This is a genomic window from Stenotrophomonas maltophilia, assembly GCF_013464915.1.
Classification (GTDB): Bacteria; Pseudomonadota; Gammaproteobacteria; order Xanthomonadales; family Xanthomonadaceae; genus Stenotrophomonas; species Stenotrophomonas maltophilia_AT.
Genome location: NZ_RAVT01000022.1, coordinates 17,674 through 34,592 on the forward strand (window position 1 = coordinate 17,674; position 16,919 = coordinate 34,592).

16 protein-coding genes and 1 tRNA gene are annotated in these 16,919 nt (G+C 66.8%); 12 read left to right on the forward strand and 5 right to left on the reverse strand.

Going from position 1 to position 16,919, the window contains the following annotated elements; translation table 11 throughout:
• The first annotated feature begins 36 nt into the window (after window positions 1-36).
• From D7T59_RS07515 to D7T59_RS07530, 4 genes are all read left to right on the forward strand, one after another.
• Window positions 37-3,012, forward strand: a complete 2,976-nt coding sequence (locus D7T59_RS07515) for a TonB-dependent receptor (RefSeq protein ID WP_180852537.1) — start codon at window positions 37-39, stop codon at window positions 3,010-3,012.
• A gap of 65 nt (window positions 3,013-3,077) precedes the next feature.
• Entirely contained in the window at window positions 3,078-4,433 is a 1,356-nt protein-coding gene (locus D7T59_RS07520; protein WP_180852538.1) for a Gfo/Idh/MocA family protein, read from the forward strand.
• 154 nt (window positions 4,434-4,587) lie between these two features.
• Window positions 4,588-5,007 (forward strand): hypothetical protein, encoded by a 420-nt coding sequence (locus D7T59_RS07525; RefSeq protein ID WP_180852539.1) that lies wholly within the window; start codon window positions 4,588-4,590, stop codon window positions 5,005-5,007.
• Window positions 5,004-5,465: an adhesin gene (locus D7T59_RS07530; RefSeq protein ID WP_180852540.1), complete on the forward strand. Its 462-nt coding sequence runs from the start codon at window positions 5,004-5,006 to the stop codon at window positions 5,463-5,465. Before D7T59_RS07525 ends, D7T59_RS07530 begins: the two co-directional genes overlap by 4 nt.
• A 51-nt stretch (window positions 5,466-5,516) precedes the next feature.
• Here the strand turns inward: D7T59_RS07530 and D7T59_RS07535 are convergent.
• Window positions 5,517-5,593 (reverse strand) — tRNA-Arg (locus tag D7T59_RS07535).
• Window positions 5,594-5,742: 149 nt separating this feature from the next.
• Between D7T59_RS07535 and ubiA the strand changes: the two genes are divergently transcribed.
• From ubiA to D7T59_RS07550, 3 genes are all read left to right on the forward strand, one after another.
• The gene (gene ubiA / locus D7T59_RS07540; RefSeq protein WP_180852541.1) at window positions 5,743-6,636 is read left to right on the forward strand and encodes a 4-hydroxybenzoate octaprenyltransferase; all 894 of its coding nucleotides are present in this window, start codon (window positions 5,743-5,745) and stop codon (window positions 6,634-6,636) included.
• A 576-nt stretch (window positions 6,637-7,212) separates the two neighbouring features.
• A complete protein-coding gene (locus tag D7T59_RS07545) occupies window positions 7,213-8,637 on the forward strand; it encodes a short-chain fatty acid transporter (protein ID WP_180852542.1) in 1,425 nt (474 codons plus the stop codon).
• A 274-nt stretch (window positions 8,638-8,911) separates the two neighbouring features.
• Entirely contained in the window at window positions 8,912-9,070 is a 159-nt protein-coding gene (locus D7T59_RS07550; RefSeq protein ID WP_014038817.1) for a hypothetical protein, read from the forward strand.
• Window positions 9,071-9,124: 54 nt separating this feature from the next.
• Here the strand turns inward: D7T59_RS07550 and D7T59_RS07555 are convergent, their stop codons facing one another.
• Complete coding sequence (locus tag D7T59_RS07555) at window positions 9,125-9,751, reverse strand: YiiX/YebB-like N1pC/P60 family cysteine hydrolase (RefSeq protein WP_164137512.1); 627 nt, start codon at window positions 9,749-9,751, stop codon at window positions 9,125-9,127.
• A gap of 82 nt (window positions 9,752-9,833) precedes the next feature.
• Between D7T59_RS07555 and D7T59_RS07560 the strand changes: the two genes are divergently transcribed.
• The 3 genes from D7T59_RS07560 (at window position 9,834) to D7T59_RS07570 (ending at window position 13,661) form a co-directional block, all read left to right on the forward strand.
• Complete coding sequence (locus D7T59_RS07560; protein ID WP_180852543.1) at window positions 9,834-10,346, forward strand: hypothetical protein; 513 nt, start codon at window positions 9,834-9,836, stop codon at window positions 10,344-10,346.
• A gap of 73 nt (window positions 10,347-10,419) precedes the next feature.
• Window positions 10,420-12,258 (forward strand): M3 family metallopeptidase, encoded by a 1,839-nt coding sequence (locus D7T59_RS07565; protein ID WP_180852544.1) that lies wholly within the window; start codon window positions 10,420-10,422, stop codon window positions 12,256-12,258.
• Window positions 12,259-12,260: 2 nt separating this feature from the next.
• Complete coding sequence (locus tag D7T59_RS07570; RefSeq protein WP_180852573.1) at window positions 12,261-13,661, forward strand: TPM domain-containing protein; 1,401 nt, start codon at window positions 12,261-12,263, stop codon at window positions 13,659-13,661.
• A gap of 1 nt (window position 13,662) precedes the next feature.
• Here the strand turns inward: D7T59_RS07570 and D7T59_RS07575 are convergent, their stop codons facing one another.
• Genes D7T59_RS07575 through D7T59_RS07585 form a run of 3 tightly spaced genes read right to left on the reverse strand, consistent with a single transcriptional unit; the run spans window position 13,663 to window position 16,309 of the window.
• Window positions 13,663-14,334, reverse strand: coding sequence for a VOC family protein (locus tag D7T59_RS07575; RefSeq protein WP_180852545.1), 672 nt, complete (start codon window positions 14,332-14,334; stop codon window positions 13,663-13,665).
• A 54-nt stretch (window positions 14,335-14,388) separates the two neighbouring features.
• Entirely contained in the window at window positions 14,389-15,468 is a 1,080-nt protein-coding gene (locus tag D7T59_RS07580) for an alpha/beta hydrolase family protein (RefSeq protein ID WP_180852546.1), read from the reverse strand.
• Window positions 15,469-15,481: 13 nt separating this feature from the next.
• The gene (locus D7T59_RS07585) at window positions 15,482-16,309 is read right to left on the reverse strand and encodes an AraC family transcriptional regulator (RefSeq protein WP_180852547.1); all 828 of its coding nucleotides are present in this window, start codon (window positions 16,307-16,309) and stop codon (window positions 15,482-15,484) included.
• A 186-nt stretch (window positions 16,310-16,495) separates the two neighbouring features.
• Between D7T59_RS07585 and D7T59_RS21295 the strand changes: the two genes are divergently transcribed.
• The gene (locus tag D7T59_RS21295) at window positions 16,496-16,648 is read left to right on the forward strand and encodes a hypothetical protein (protein ID WP_258013114.1); all 153 of its coding nucleotides are present in this window, start codon (window positions 16,496-16,498) and stop codon (window positions 16,646-16,648) included.
• Complete coding sequence (locus tag D7T59_RS07590; RefSeq protein ID WP_258013115.1) at window positions 16,609-16,896, forward strand: hypothetical protein; 288 nt, start codon at window positions 16,609-16,611, stop codon at window positions 16,894-16,896. The genes D7T59_RS21295 and D7T59_RS07590 overlap by 40 nt, the downstream gene beginning before the upstream one ends.
• Window positions 16,897-16,919: the final 23 nt, after the last annotated feature.

Sequence of the window (16,919 nt, forward strand, 5' to 3'; positions counted from 1 at the left end):
CTTGTTGCGCTGCACCCCTGCCAGGAGAGAACCCCGATGTTGCCCGCACGCCACCACCGCCCCCCCTGTCGTTCGATCGCTCCGCTGTCGCTGGCCATCGCCGGCGTGCTGCTGTCGGTCGCCGTTCCTGCCTTCGCCCAGGAGAGCAAGGACAAGGCCACCGACCTGGCCCGCATCGAGGTCACCGGTTCCAACATCCGCCGCACCGACGTGGAAACCGCGTCCCCGGTGCAGGTGATCAGCAAGCAGGACATCCAGAACATGGGTGCACGCACGCTGCTGCAGGTGCTGGACAACCTGCCGGCCGCACGCCCGGCGCAGCAGGACGCGCGCTCGCTGTTCACCGGTTCTGATGGTGCCTCGCAGGCCAACCTGCGTGGGCTGGGCGCGCAGGGCACGCTGGTGCTGCTGAACGGTCGCCGCCTGTCGTACTACGGTGCACCGGCCGGCTTCCAGACCCAGTTCGTCAACATCGATGCGATCCCGGCCGCAGCCATCGAACGCATGGAAGTGCTGACCGACGGCGCCTCGGCGGTGTACGGCACCGACGCGGTGGCCGGCGTGATCAACGTGATCACCAAGCGCAACTTCCAGGGTGCCGAGGTCAGCTTCACCAACGACACCTCCTCGCGCATCGACTCCTACGGCGAGCGCCAGGCCAGCATCACCGCCGGCTTCGGTGACCTGGCCGAGAACCGCTTCAACATCTACGGAGCGGTGAACATGTACCGCCGCGACGCGATCCCGCTGAGCGATTTCTACGACAAGCGCCCCGACCAGTACTACGTCAACAACCCGAACTACCTCAACAACCTGCGCCTGGGCGTGGGCAGCAAGCCGGGCGAGTTCAACCCGGGCAGCTACTTCGCCTTCGATCCGGTCACCGGCCGCCGTGTGCAGGAAGCTGCGCCGGGCTGCAGGAACGTGCTGACCAGTGAAGCGGCCGGCCCGCGTTGCGTCTGGGAAACCTGGATGAACAACGAGATCGATGCCGGCGCCAAGTCCGAGCGCAACACCGCCTACCTCAACGGCACCTTCCTGGTGGGCGACAGCACCGAGATCTTCGCCGAGGCCACCTACACCGACATCGACCTGCGCGCCAACGGCGGTACGCCGCGTACCTACGGCACCACCACCGGCAACCCGACCAGCTGGTTCTCGCGCAACACCGGCAACACCGTCAACCAGTTCCTGTACCCGTTCCTGGGCCCGAACAACGAGTACAACCACGCCAGCCCGCAGATGAAGGCGATGATGGGTGGTGTGGTCGGCCTGAACTACCTGCTGCAGGATGCTGGCCCGAACTACTTCGGCCAGCGCAACACCGACAAGAGCTACCGCGTGCTGGCCGGTGCGCGTGGCAACCGGGGGGACTGGAACTGGGAGACCGCGTTCGCCAGCGCGGGTACGCATTCCACCACGTACCAGACGATCAACGTCAACATCAAGGGCTTCGAGAAGGCGTTCGGCCCGTACTCGATCGATCCGGGCACCGGCCGCGTGATCATCTCCGACCACCCGGCGTACAAGTTCGGCGAGATCAGCGAAGCCAACGCCGCACTGATCCGTGAAGCATTCCCGACCTTCGACATCCAGTCGTGGACCCGCCTGCACACCCTGGACGGCAAGATCGAAGGCCCGCTGTTCCAGCTGCCGGCCGGTGAGATGCGTGCCGCGTTCGGCTTCAACGCCAGCCGCGAAACCTTCTACACCCCGGGCAACGCCGATGCGGCCAACGGCCTGATCTCCCAGCAGGGCGGCTCGTGGTTCGACGGCAAGCGCAACACCTACGCGCTGTTCGCCGAGACCGTGGCCCCGATCACCGACAAGCTGGAGCTGGATGCAGCAGTGCGCGTGGACAAGTACCCGAACTTCAGCGCCAACGTCGCGCCGAAGATCGGCTTCAAGTACCAGGCGTTCGACCAGCTGATGCTGCGCGGTACCTACTCGACCGGTTTCCGTGCACCGAGCCTGGCCGAGTCCGGCAACGGCGGTGTGTTCGCACAGCTCGGTGGCTTCCGTGACGAGCTGCGCTGCAACGAGACCAATGCCATCGCCAACCTGCTGCTGAAGTCGCAGCGGCCGGGTGATGTCGACCTGGGCAAGACCCTGCTGAACGTCGACTGCAGCCGCACCGTGGCGCGCATGACCCAGCCGAACAAGGACCTGAAGCCGGAAAAGGCGAAGATCGCCACCCTCGGCTTCGTCTACGAGCCGGCAACCTGGCTGTCGGTGTCGGCCGACTACTGGTTCATCTACCGCGACAATGAAATCGTCGCGCCGGACTATCGCCGCATGGAAGACATCATCTCGATGTCGCGCTCGCCGATCACCGACAGCGACCGTGCCAACCTGGCCCAGCTGGCGGCGATGTGTGCCGATCCGGCCAGCGGCGTGAGCTGCCCGGCGAACCTGCCGGGCTACTCGGCCGGCAACGTGGCCAGCGTGGTGGGCCAGTACAAGAACCGCGGCAAGACCCTGATCGACGGCTTCGACATCGATGCGCGCAGCCGCTTCTCGCTGGGCGACTGGGGCAACCTGAACATCGGCCTGGCCGCCACCATCGCCAACCGCAACCGCTTCTATATGGACGCCGAGAACGGCTGGTACTACGGCGACGTGGTGGGCTACTACAACAACCCGCGCCTGCGTGCCACGCTCAATGCGGACTGGACCTACAAGCAGGTCACCACCAGCATGTTCGTCAACTACGTGGGCGGCACCAAGTGGGCCACCGACCAGGTTGATGAGGTGAGCAACAACAAGGAAACCTGCACCGGCGGCTACCTGGCCCTGCAGAAGAGCAAGTGCGATGGTGCGCCGTCGTGGTGGACCGCCAACATGAGCGTCACCTGGCGCCCGGATGATGCCTGGAACCTGAGCTTCACCGTCAAGAACCTGTTCAATCGCCTGCCGTTCTACGACCCGAACAGCTTCCTGGGTGACTCCAGTGACTACGCAACCATCTTCGGCCGTGGTTACAGTGTGACCATTGGCTACCGTTTCAAGTAATTCCGTTTGCGTGACCTGGCGTGCCGGCWGCGGCCGGCACGCKGCCAAGAGGAGAGATGTTTGCCATGAAGCGTAGGGAATTCATCGCGGCCAGTGCCGCAGTCGCCGCCAGCAGCCTGCTGCCGCAGACCCCGGCATGGGCGCGCGGGCGCAAGGTGCGCCTGGCCATGATCGGTACCGGCATGCGCGGCCTGGTGCTGCTGAAGGAGCTGGTGCGGCGCGACGATGTCGAGGTGGTCGCGCTGTGCGACATCGAGCCGATCATGCTTGGCCGCGCCGTGGACATGGTGGCCAAGGCGGGCAAGCCTGCCCCGAAGACCTACGGCCAGGACCGTGACAGCAATGCCTGGAAGCGCCTGCTGGAACAGAAGGGCATCGATGGCGTGATCATCGCCACGCCGTGGGAATACCACGCGCCGATGGCGATTGCCGCCATGCAGGCCGGCGTGGCCGTGGGCTGTGAAGTGGTGGCCGGCATCACCCTGCAGGACCACTGGGACGTGTTGAAGACCCAGCTGAGCACCGGCACCCCGTACATGCTGCTGGAGAACGTCTGCTACCGCCGAGATGTGATGGCCGCGCTGCAGATGGTGCGCCAGGGCCTGTTCGGCGAACTGGTGCACCTGCAGGCTGGCTACCAGCACGACCTGCGCGGCGTGAAGTTCAATTCCGGCGACCCGAACCAGCCCTACGACAGCGGCGTGGAATTCGGCCCCAAGGGCTGGAGCGAAGCACGCTGGCGCACCGAGCATTCGGTGGAGCGCAACGGCGAGCTGTACCCCAGCCACGGCATTGGCCCGTGCGCGATGTACACCGGCATCAACCGTGGCAACCGCTTCACCCACATCAACGCCTTCGCGACCAAGGCGCGCGGCCTGCATGAATACACCGTGGCCAAGAGTGGCGGCACCACCCACCCCAGCACCAAGGTGAAGTTCAAGCTGGGCGACATCGTCACCACCACGCTGGCCTGCGAGAACGGCGAGACCATCCTGCTGCAGCACGATACCTCGCTGCCGCGCCCGTATTCGATGGGCTTCCGCGTGCAGGGAACCAAGGGTTTGTGGATGGACGTGAACCATTCGATCCACATCGAAGGCCGCAGCCCGCCGCACCAGTGGGAAGAGTTCAAGAAGTACCAGGACGCGTACGAGCACCCGCTGTGGAAGCAGAATGCCGACACCGCCGCCAGCGCCGGCCACGGTGGCATGGACTGGTTCGTCATTCATGCCTTTGTCGAAGCGCTCAAGGCCAAGGCACCGATGCCGATCGACATCTACGACGCGGTTACATGGAGTGCGATCACGCCGCTCAGCGAGCAGTCGATCGCCAACAGCTTCCAGACGCTGGAGTTCCCGGACTTCACTGCAGGTGCGTGGAAGCAGCGCAAGCCGATCTTCGCGTTTGACGGCAAGTATTGATTCGCTCTTGTAGAGTCGAGCCATGCTCGACTGTCTTGAACACAACGCCGGGCCATGCTCGGCGTTGCTGTTTGCGACGCCCCCTAACAGACCCATGCTAGGCTCGGCTTCGTGCCCGGCAGTTGATGTCAATCGACAGAGAGGAGCTTGCCTGATGCGCCTGCTGGCCTTCACCTGTCCACTTTGCGGCGCTGCCGGGCAGCGATTCCCGCTGCTTTCCGCATCGAGACGGCAGGCGAAGACGGCATGCAGGGGATGTGGCGTGATGCTGCGCTCGGATCCCCGCTTGGGCCTGCACACGCTCTACCTGCTGTATACGCAGATCATCGTGCTGCTGGCTGCATTGCCCATGATCTGGGCCTATGCCTTGGGCCGATGGTTCTGGTTGGCTGTGATCTGGGCCGTGGTGCTGGCGTTGTGCTGGTTCCCTGGCGTAATCAGGCACGCACGAAGTCCGATCATGCGAGCCTGCCGCGATCCGGATTACAGCTACGCGCGCAGGCCGGGTGCTTCCACTACGCGCGCTGCTGCAAACGCTGGGCAGGGTAGCGACGTGCCAGGTGCCAGCCCATGATCCGGCCGATCATTGCCCTCCTGACCGCAAGCCTGGCCGCGTGTGCATCGCACCCAGCCGATGCCGTGCAGTGCCCCGAGGCCACGATCACCTACATCGGCAGTGAAACTGTGGATGCCGTGGTCCTTGGCAGGTTCCAGATCAGTACGGAGGGATCGCAGGCACTACGACTGCCACTGGCCAGCGTGGATCGGCAGGCGCATGCACACGCGGTATCGGCCGATATCCGCGACGAACACGGTCTGGCCTGGCGTCCCTTCAGTGTTGTTCTGGAAGAGCTCAAGCCGCCGGCTGCGGACCTGGTGGTTGCACGTGGTGAGATTGAAACCTTCCTGTACGACGGCAAGGGCGCCTTCCTGCCCGGTGCGGTGCAGAAAGGGCAGGAGCTTTCCATCGTCGTGCGCGATCTTCAAGGTTGCGCACATCGCTCGATGCCGTTCGCTCCTGAGCCGCGTTGACGTGGAAGTGCAAGCGAGAGGCCAGGAGTGACGGGTACGAGCAGGGAAAAATGGCGCGCCCGGAGGGATTCGAACCCCCGACCAATGGCTTCGGAAGCCACTACTCTATCCGGCTGAGCTACGGGCGCGTTGTAGAACTGCCACGCCGTCGGCCAGTGCCGGGGCGGGCATCGCAGCGCCATGAGGCGGTGCGGGACCGGCATTCTATCCAGTTTCGCCGAACAAATCTCCCCCCACCGGCAAAGCCCTGCCGGAGGGGCAGGAGTATCCTATCGCCATGGCTGATACCCCCCTCACTTCGCCGCAGTCGCCGGCGACGCCGCGTTGGCGGCATTACTGGAGTCTGATGCGCGCTGATCGCCCGATCGGCACGTTGCTGCTGCTGTGGCCCACCTGGTGGGCGTTGTGGCTGGCTGCCGGCGGCGTGCCGCCGCTGTGGACGCTGTTCGTGTTCACCGCCGGCGTGTGGCTGACCCGCTCGGCCGGTTGCGTCATCAACGACTACGCCGACCGCTGGCTCGACCCGCACGTGGAGCGGACCAAGGCGCGTCCGCTGGCCACCGGCGCAATCAGCGGCCGAGCTGCGCTGGCGTTGTTCGCCGTGCTGATGCTGGTGGCCTTCGGCCTGGTGCTGACCCTGAACGGCCTGACCATCGGCTTGAGCTTCATCGGCGTGTTCCTGGCCGCCAGCTACCCCTACCTGAAGCGCTACACCCACCTGCCGCAGGTCTACCTGGGCATGTCGTTCGGCTGGGGCATCCCGATGGCGTTTGCCGCCGTGCAGGGCGAAGTGCCGATGCTGGGCTGGCTGCTGTACGCCGGCAACATCCTGTGGTCCACCGCGTACGACACCTGGTACGCCATGGTCGATCGCGAGGACGACCTGAAGATGGGCTCGCATTCCACCGCGATCCTGTTCGGCGATCTCGATCTGGTCATCCAGGGCGTGCTGTACGCGCTGTTCCTGGCCACCATGGCGCTGGTCGGCGTGCGCGGCGGGCTGGGTGGGTACTACCTGGCCGGCGTGGCGGTGGCCACGGTGCTGGTGGTGTACGAGTTCTGGATCTGCCGCAACCGCGAGCGCGGCCCGTGCTTCAAGGCGTTCCTGCACAACAACTGGGTGGGTGCCGCGCTGTTTGCCGGCATCGCCGTGGATCTGGCACTGCGCTGAGCCCAAGGCCTGGTAGAGCCGGCCGCWGGCCGGCTGCACGACCAWCCCGATTGGGAAATTKCCGGCCAGCGGCCGGCACGACCGCCATTCACCACCTGCGACCATTCCGGGTTTGGTAGAGCCGGCCGCTGGCCGGCTGCACCGGTGTGCGATTCCGAGGTTGCCGGCCWGCGGCCGGCACTACCGCCATTCACCACCTGCGACCATCCCGGGTTTGGTAGAGCCGGCCGCTGGCCGGCTGCAGCCGTGCGCGATCCCGGGATTGCCGGCCAGCGGCCGGCACGACCGCCATTCACCACCTGCGACCATCTCGGGTTTGGTAGAGCCGGCCGCTGGCCGGCTGCAGCCGTGTGCGATCCGAGATTGCCGGCCAGCGGCCGGCACTACCGCCATTCACCACCTGCGACCATTCCGGGTTTGGTAGAGCCGGCCGCTGGCCGGCTGCAGCCGTGCGCGATCCCGGGATTGCCGGCCAGCGGCCGGCACTACCATCCTCCGCCACCTACGACCAATAGGTGGCAGACAGCTCGCACCCCACCGCCCAGAATCGGGCCATCGAACCTGGGAGGGTAGGCGATGGCCTCGACGGCAGCAGTACAGGATGGCTGGATGGCGCGCGCAGCGCTGCGCTCGGCCGCCTGGGCGGAAAAGTGGTTCCCCGATGCGTACGTGTTCGCGGTGCTGGGCGTGGTCATCGTCGCGCTGGCGGCGATGGGCTTCGGCTCGACTCCGCAGGCCACCGCCAGCGCCTTCGGTGACGGCTTCTGGAGCCTGATCCCCTTCACCATGCAGATGGCCTTCGTGGTCATCGGTGGCTACGCCGTGGCGACCGCACCGGTGGTCGCGCGCTTCATCGACTTCCTGGCCCGGGTGCCGCGCACCGGCCGCGGTGCAGTGGTGTACGTGGGCCTGGTCAGCATGCTCGCCTCGCTGCTCAGCTGGGGCTTCTCGCTGGTGTTCGGCGGCCTGCTGGTGCGCGCGCTGGCCCGCCGCACCGAGCTGCGCATGGACTACCGCGCGGCCGGTGCTTCGGCCTATCTGGGGCTGGGCGCGGTGTGGGCGATGGGCCTGAGTTCGTCGGCCGCGCAGCTGCAGGCCAACCCCGCCAGCATGCCGCCGGGGCTGGTCGAGATCACCGGCGTACTGCCGTTCACCGAAACCATTTTCCTGTGGCAGTCGATCGCGCTGACCGCGGTGCTGATCCTGGTCTCGCTGCTGATCGCCTGGCTGACCGCGCCGGCCGCCGCTAGTGCGCGTACTGCCGAGGATTTCCCGGGCGCCGCGCAGGCCGAGCCGGAGCCGCTGCAGCGCCGCACGCGCCCGGGCGAGTGGCTGGAATACAGCCCGCTGCTGACCGTGCTGCTTTCGCTGCTGGCGTTCGGTTGGCTGTTCAACGAGTTCGCCAACAAGCCGGTGGTCACCGCCATCGCCAACCTCAACACCTACAACTTCCTGTTCATTTCGCTGGGCCTGCTGTTGCACTGGCGCCCGCGCAGCTTCCTCAACGCGGTGGCCAAGGCGGTGCCCAGTACCACCGGCGTGCTGATCCAGTTCCCGCTGTACGGGGGCATCGCGATGATCCTCACCCATGCTGCCGGCGGTGATGGGCAGACGCTGGCGCACCGGCTGTCGAGCCTGTTCGTGCACGTGGCCAGCACCGATACCTTCGCGCTGGTGATGGGTGTTTATTCGGCGGTACTGGGCTTCTTCGTGCCCTCTGGTGGTGGCAAGTGGATCATCGAGGCACCGTACGTGATGCAGGCCGCCAACGAACTGAAGGCGCACCTGGGCTGGGCGGTGCAGGTCTACAACGCCGCCGAAGCGCTGCCGAACCTGATCAATCCGTTCTGGATGCTGCCGCTGCTGGGCGTGCTGGGCCTGAAGGCACGCGACATCGTCGGCTTCACCTTCATCCAGCTGCTGGTGCACATTCCGCTGGTGCTGGGCCTGCTGTGGCTGCTGGGCATGACCCTGGCCTATGTGCCACCGGTGATGCCCTGAATGCAGGGCTGGTTTTCCTGCGCGGGCAGCCAAGCCAGCCACGTTCAGCGCGTGTTTCCACCAGCGGATGCCATGAATGCGCGCCTCACTGACCATGGCATGAGCACATGCCGAACCCACATGAATCCTTCAGAGGCTTGTGCCGCAAGGGGCCGGGCGCGTTCATTCACAGCCGTACACACGAATGTAGCCGCCTACCCACGCGTGATTAACCAATTGCTGCAGACGATGTCCGCGTCCACCGCATTCCGCGAGTGGCTTTCGGAGAACGGACATGGCACAGCAGAACCAGAACCCGAACCAGAAGCAGCCGGGCCAGCAGAACCAGCAGGATCAGCAGCAGGGACGCCGTGACCAGCAGCAGCAACAGCAGCAGGACCAGCAGCGCAAGGAACGCAACCAGCAGCAGGGCGGCCACGACGAAGAAGAATGATCCCGCCGCACGCGCGGTGTGACCGGTGAAGCCCCGCCTTGTGCGGGGCTTCTCTTATTGCAGCACGCCGATGCGCTGCAGTACCGGTGCCGACGACATGTCGTTGGGATTGGTGCCAGGCTGGTCCTGCGGCACGTCCATGCCCATCCCACGGTACAGGTCTACCCAGTGCTGGGCGATCTCTCCAGTCTGTGGGTTGCGGAAGTTCATCGGCTGCAGTGCGAACACGTGATGCGCGCGGAACGCGCGTTCGATGAAGTCCGAGCAGTAGTAGCTGTCCTCGTTCAACACATACGACGTGTTGTACGGCTTGCCCAGCATCGTGCGCGCGGTGGCGACCGCATCCTTGATCGCATCCTGCTGCGGCGCGCGCAGGCGATAGACCACGACCTGCCGCTGCTTGGCACGCGCGTCCTGGCGGAACTCGGCCAGCGACTGCCGGCGCGATCCCTTCTCGTCCGCGTGCAGCACCTCCCAGCCCTTCGGCGCCGAGGCCACCAGGGCCACGTGATCGAAGCTGGTCGCCCCCTGCCTGCCGGTGGCATCGTCGATGGCCGCGCTCAGGCCGCTGCGGCCGGCGGTGACGAACAGCAGATCGCCTTCGTGGACATCGACGGCCAACGCCACGGCAGGCCACAGCGCGGGCAGCAGCAGGCCGATCAGGAGCAGGACACGATGCATGGACAGTCTCGGACAGGCGGAATGCCGGAATTGTAGGATGAGCAGTAGCATGGAGCGACCGGACCGGATTCAGGATGAGCCCATGTTTCGTTACCGTTCTGCCGCACTGCTGATGCTCGCCAGTGGCGTGGTGCTGGTTGCCTGCACGCCAGCGCCGCAGGCACCGCGGACAGCGGCCGAGGCCGCGCCTGCTCCGGCCGCGCCGGCGACCACCGCCGCCGAGCCCACGCCTGTGGCTGCACCCAGTGAATGCCCCTACCCGGAGTTCGATGTCTTCCTGAAGCACTTCGGCAACGAGATCACGCTGCAGGAAAAGGCCACCGCCGACCCACTGCTGGACAGCTACATCGATGCCGAGGCCGAGCCGGAACCGCGCAAGGTGGAAAGCCGGCTGGCGCTGACCGACGTCGAGTGGCCGGTGATGCCCGATCCCGCTGCCTTGGCCGGTCAGGGGCGCGAGTTGCAGGTCAGCACGCTGGCCGATGGACAGCGCCAGGTGCAGATCCGCAGGCCGGACAGCAGCGACCAGCAGACCTACACCTTCGCGCAGGCGCCGTGCTGGATGCTGGTCAAGCGCGAGGATGAGTCGATCTGAGGCCTGACTCGGCACAGGCGGGCCGGGCGGCTTGCTGCTAGGCTCGAAGCCTGGTGCAGGCAGGGAGACGCCGATGCAGGCTCGCAGGATGCACATCATCACCGCCGCCATTGTCGCCGTGCTGGCGATGGTCGCCGTCAGCGGCGTCCAGGCGCAGTCGGTGCATGCCGATGACCGCGCCTATTTCGCCAGCGCGGCCGCCGAACAGGCCGCGCGTGTCACGCTGGACAGGCAGCTGGAGACACTGCTGCACGCTGCAGGCATCGCACCCGAGGAACGCTTCCGGCAGGCCGAGATACTGGAGGCGCAATGCCTGCGCCATCACGGCTACCTGCACCTGCAGGCCGCCCGCAACGCGCGTGATCATCGTCCGGCGCAGGCGCTGGATCAGGTGATGGGGCTGTGCAGCCGCATCGCCAGCAACGGTCGTGCTGCGCTGCGCGAGGCGCCCGCAGATGCGGCGTGGACAGCACCGTATGCCTTCCTGCGCGTACGTGCGTTGAAGGAAGCCGCCGCTCCGGCCAACGCTGAACTGGACAAAGCCGTGGAGGCACTGGCCGATCCGGCGCTGGACAGCTTCGCGCGCCTGCGTGGGCAGATCCTGCGCAGCGCCGTGTACCCGCAGATCGAGCACGGCGGTCGGCACTGGGACACGGGGCGCGACAGGCAGGCACTGGCCCGGCAGCCTGACCGCGCCTTGCGCGAGGCCGGCTGGAAGGGCTACTGGCAGGGCCTGCACTCGCGCCGCGAGCCGATGGCGTCGGTGCTGCTGGGGCTGGTGCAGGTGAATGATGCCGCCGCACGCCTGCAGGGCGATGGCTCGGCGCCTGAACATGGCTACCAGCGCATGGGGCTGGATACAGCGGCAGTGGATGCGACGCTGCAGGCGATCGAACGCCATGCAGGGGATCGTCGCGCCTACCAGGACATGCTGCTGCGCCGCGCTGCGCGCTCCGGCATCGATGCGCCGCAGCTTTGGGACACCACGCTGCCCGATGCCGGCTACACGCCGCCGGTACTGACGCTGGCGCAGCTGCGCGACAATGCCGCCGATGCCATGCAGCACCTGGGCCCGGCGTATGTCGCCGAGCTGCGCGCGCTGCTCGATCCGGCCAACCAGCGTATGGATCTGGCCACCGAACGCGGTGACCGCAGCCAGGATGCGTTCCCGGTGAGCGCTCCCGGTGTGCCGGCAATGCTGTTCGTTGGTGTGCGCAGCGGGGATCTGGAAAGCGATGTCGAGATCGCGCACGAAGCCGGTCATGCCCTGCACGGCGAGTGGATGCAGCGCGGCCATGCGTCGCCGCTGCAGCGCAATGGCAGCCCGTGGCTGACCGAGGCGTTCGCGATCTACAACGAGCTGCGCTTCCGCGACCAGCTGTACCAGCAGGCACAGGACCCGCGTGCCAAGGCCTATTACCTGAAGTCGCTGCTGGACGACATGGTGCTGCAGCTGTTCACCTCTTCCGAGGAGGCGCAGCTGGAGCAGTCGATCTACCGGGGCGTTGCCGCCGGCACGTTGGGCACCGCCGACGACCTGGACGCGCTGACCGGCCAGGTGCTGGCGCGTTTCGGCCAGCAACCGGAGCGCTACCCGCAGCTGCGCAACAGCTGGATCAGCAAGCGCCTGATGTATGAAGACCCGAACTATCTGGTGAATTATCTCTATGCGGGGCTGCTGGCGGTGCAGCTGTACGTGCAGGACCAGCGCGACCCGGAAGGGTTCCGTGAGCGCTATCTTGCCGTGCTTGGCGAGGGCTTCGACCGCGCACCGGACGAACAGGTGGCGCAGCTGCTGGGGCACACGCCCGACTGGACGGCCCTGGTGGATGCCGATCTGCAGGTGTTCAACCAGGCGGTCGCGCAGTTGCAGGTGCTGCATGCGCGGATCGAGGCGGGGCAGGGCACATGAGGATGCCGCGCAGGGTGATGCGCACATGGGCCATGGCCTGGCTGCTGGTGTCGCTGTGCCTGTTGCCGAGGATGGTGATGGCCGCAGCCGCAGTACCCGCACTGGATGATCCGGTGGTGGATACCGCCAATGCACTGTCGGCGGATACCCGCGACATACTGCGCACGCAGGCACTTCAGTTGCAGGCGCGCACCGGCGCGCAGCTGCAGGTGCTGGTGGTCGACCATGTTGGCGACGAGGGCATCGAGGCCTACGCCCAGCGGGTGTTCGACCAGTGGCAGCTGGGCCGCGAAGGCGTTGACGATGGCGTGTTGCTGCTTGTGGCCGTGCAGGACCGCCGCGTGCGCATCCAGACCGGTTACGGCCTGGAGGGCGCGATTCCCGATGCCTATGCCGCCCGCATCATCGACAAGGCGATCGTGCCACGTTTCCGCGATGGCGACCTTGATCAGGGCCTGCTGGATGGAACGAAGATCGTGGTCGCGCTGATCAATGGCGAGGATCTGCCGGCATGGGAAGAGCCATCGATGCGCAACGTGCTGCCGGCCGATTGGCGCAGCGCGGACTCGGTGGTTGCACTGACGCTGCTGGCCGGCTTCCTTGCGGGCCTGTGGCGCTCGCCGCCCTCGCGGCCGGCGACCAGGACGCCGGACGACTTCGCACGCAGGCATCGCGAGCGCCGGCGTGGAGCGCCGCGCGAGGTCACCACGCCGCAGGCGCGCCCGAAGCGATTGCCGGCCTGGGCCCGCCCGCTGCTGGTGACGGCTGTGGTGGCCGCGGGCCTGCTGGCGACGGCCATGTGGGCGCCACGCCAGGCACTGGCAGCGCTCTGCATCGTGTTGGCGTTGTGCGTGCCGGTGGCGAGCCTGCTCGGCTGGTGCTGGCGCCGCAGCCGAGGTGTGCGCGTGGTGCTGCTGGGCATGCTCGCGGCCAGTTCGGGGTTCTTCGTGGTGATGGTGCTGCGTGGCCAGCTACCGCCCAGTCTGGCCCTGCACACGTTGCTGGACCTGGCGGTGGGTATCGTGGCCATGCTGGTGTTCTTCCTCCTACAGGCGTCTCGCGCGCGCTGGCACAAGGACCGCAGCAGCTTCGGGGTGAGGTTCTCCGTGCTGTTGCTGCTGACCGCGGGCTACGCGATCTTCGCACTGCTGGCCATTGATCGGGCCGACCCGGTTGCGCGCCTTGCGGCGACGATCGGGTGGAGTGCCGGCACGTTGGTGCTGTACTTCGCCTGGATCTTCACCATGCTGCCAGGTGAGAAGGCACGCGGCAGCCGCAGTTCATCCGGTGGCCACCGCAGCGCGTCCAGCACCTCGTCGTCGAGTTCATCCTCGAGCAGTTCCAGCAGCTGGTCCGGGGGCGGTGGCCGCAGCGGCGGAGGCGGTGCATCGGGCAGCTGGTAGTTCAGACTGCCTGTACCCGCCAGCCGAGCCCAACGTCCTCCACAACACCCGGGCCGGCTACGTCGCCGACCTGCACCTGCAGTCCCTGCGCATTGGGCAGGTCCTTCTGCTCGGGGAACCAGCGTCGATCCGCCGCCACCACGATCAGCAGGCCTTCGTCGTCGCCCATCGGCGCGAACTGCGGCGAAGGCGGGCTGATCGGCTGCAGGCCGAACCTTTGGGTGGACTGTTCGCGCACCGCGTCGACATCGTGGCTGGGCAGGCCGACTTCGCTCAGGCAGGCCAGCTCGCTGCCATGGAACACGCCTTCGCGCGCGCTGGCCGGCAAGCGGCGACGACCGATCAGTTCCAGGATCAGGCCATCGGGGCCGGTGAAGTACACCGACTGCGACTGCCAGCTGCTTTCCAGCGCGAAGTAGTCCAGCCCGGCAGGATTACGCTGCAACGGTGTACGTTCGCGCAACCAGGTCATCGCCTCGTCGAAGCGGTTGTCCGGCACGTTGAACGCCAGGTGCACACCACCGACCGGACGCCCTTCAGCGGGCCGCAGTTCGATCGTGCTCCAGCCGACGTGCACATGGTTGCCGACCACGCGTTGCTGCAGCACATCGTGGAAGTATGCGGCGACGGCACTGACATCGGACACCGGCAGGGTGAGGTGCAGCAGGCGCATGATCGTTCCTCCGTGGACGCGGCCACTGTAGCGCCGGGCCGTGCCCGGCGGCCACTAGCGCAATGCGTCTGCGAAGAACCGCATTGCTGCATCCACCGCTTCCCGGTGGGTTTCTGCCCTGGGGATCGACGTGTTGCATAGCTCGGGCAGCCTCTGCACGCCGGCAGCGGTACAGGCTGCCAGGAAGTCGTAGTGACCCACGTCCGGCAGGCGTTGCAGCGTTGCGTGCGGAATCAGTGCCTGTGCAGCCTCGCCATTGCTCTGCGGTGGCGCAACCGTATCAGCCTCGCCCAGCATCATCGACACCGGCTGCCTCAGCGAGGACAGCTGTTCCGGCGCAAATGCCTGCACGATTGCTGGCGCCAGCAGGAATACCGCGCGCACGCCGGGGATCGCGCGCGAGTCGTTGGCGTGGGAGATCCAGGGGGAAAGCGCGGGTGAGCTCGCAGCGGCAACACGCGCCTCCATCGTGTGCGTGGCGGTTTCCTGTTGTGGCCGGCAGACGCCGTCATCGGGGTGCGCGGTACAGAAGGCCAGCAGCCGCTGCAGGTTGGGCCGCGCTCCGGCGGCCAGCAGTGCGGTGTAACCACCGGCCGAGAAGCCGACCACGCCCAGCCGTGCAGGATCGACGTGCGGGCCCAGCATCGGATCGGCCTGCACGGCGGCCAGCGCAGCGCGCAGGTCATCCGCGCGCAGCCAGCTCAGCATGCTGCCGGGCAAGGTCATTTCGTCGGCACCATTGTTGCCGGGATGATCGACCGCGATCACCAGATAACCGTCCCGCGCCAGCGCCGTGCCCAACCAGCCCATCATGCGTGCACTGCCGCCGTTGCCGTGCGACAGCAGCAATACCGGCAGGCGAGCGCCCGCGAGCGGCGCATCCAACGCCGAACGACCGACATCGAACAGGGGCGCCCCAGGCGGACCGATGGCCAGCGCGACTTCGCTGCTGTCGGCCGGCGCCGGATACCACACCGTGTAGCGCAGGGTGTCGCGGTGCTGTGCATCGCGCACGGAGGCACTGGCCACCGTCGTAGTGCCATGGCGCTCGCCGGCAGTCCAGGCGCCATCTGCGTGGGCGGAGAGCGCTGATGCCATCAGCAGCAGCCCGACGACCGCGGTGTTCATGCGCATCTTCAACTCCATGTCAGCAGGGACGCCCGTCCACCGGCAGCCAGATCTCCACGCCGCCGCTGCCGGTGTGCTCATCGAAGCGGGCGTCATAGCGTTCCAGGTCCGGTGCATCGGCCAGGCTGAGGCCGGAGCCGGGCAGGTAGTGGTCCAGCAGCCAGAACCAGGTCGAGCGGATGGTCGAGATGTGCCCGCCGTGCCAGGCCACCAGATAGCGGCGCGCGGGCACATCGATCCGCTGCCAATGCGCGGGCACGGTGGGCAGCGCGCTGGCGGGCAGCGCTGCGACGTAGTCGAAGCCACCGTCGTCATCGCTGTTGCAGCACACGCCGAAACTGATCGGTGCCGGCGTCGGCCATTCGCGGTTGAGCTGCGCCCATTGGCCGGGAATCGCGCCGCCACTGTCGCGGGTATGCCGCATGCCGATGCCCGCCACCTGGAAAGCGGGCGTGTCGAGCAGTCGCGGCGCTTCAGCGCAGGGCGCCGGTGCTTCATCCACGCGGATCGCCTGTACCAGCGCCAGTCCATCGGTGCCCTGTTCGCGTACGCGCTCCGGTGTCTGCCCGAACTGTTCGCTGAAGGCGCGGGTGAACGCCGCATGGGTGGTATAGCCGGCTGCCAGCGCGACCTGCAGGATATCCCCCGCCCCGTTGGCCAATCGCTGCGCGGCAGCGGTCAGGCGCCGTCCCCGCAGATAGCGCACCACCGAGGTGCCAGTGCGGGCCTGGAACAGGCGTGACAGGTGGAACGGTGAAAGCCCCGCTGCGGCGGCAATATCGGCCAGTGCCAATGGCTGGTCCGCATGGGTTTCGATGTACCACAAGGCCTTGCCTGCCGCGCTCATCCTGCCGTTCCCCGAATCCGATGCCGGCACAGTAGCGGATCGGCAGGTGCCGCGTTTAGCAGTTCTTGCGCTGCCCGAGCTGTGCGTCTTCCCGCATGCCGGCAACAATGTGCGCTTCATGGACGAGATCAGGAGCAGGAAGATGCGAACGACGACGTGGGATGCCCGGCCAGCGGAGCCCGGCCGATGATCGAGATGATCGAAATGCTGCTTGCCCTCTGGGTAGTGCCCAGTCTGTTGACCCTGGCGCTGCTGCTGCTGATGGTGTCCGGCGCGCCACGGTGGCGCGGCAATCCCTGGTGTACCGCGTCGGATTCGCGTTGCTGGGCGGGTTTCTGACACCGACGTTGCTTGGGGCCGGTCACGGTGGGGTGCCGTGCGCGACCATCGGTGGGCTGGTGATGATACTGACGCAGCTGCAGTGGATCGGCGATCTGCAGGCCGATTTCATGGGGATCGGGATTCGCAACAGGGGCATCTGGATCATGTCCACCCCTGCCCTGGTGGTATTCACCGCCATGATGTTCGTTCCGCTGCGAACGGCACGGCCGGCCCGTTTCGGCTGTGGCGACGACGGCAACGGCTAGCCCGGCGTGCGCGGGGATGGGGC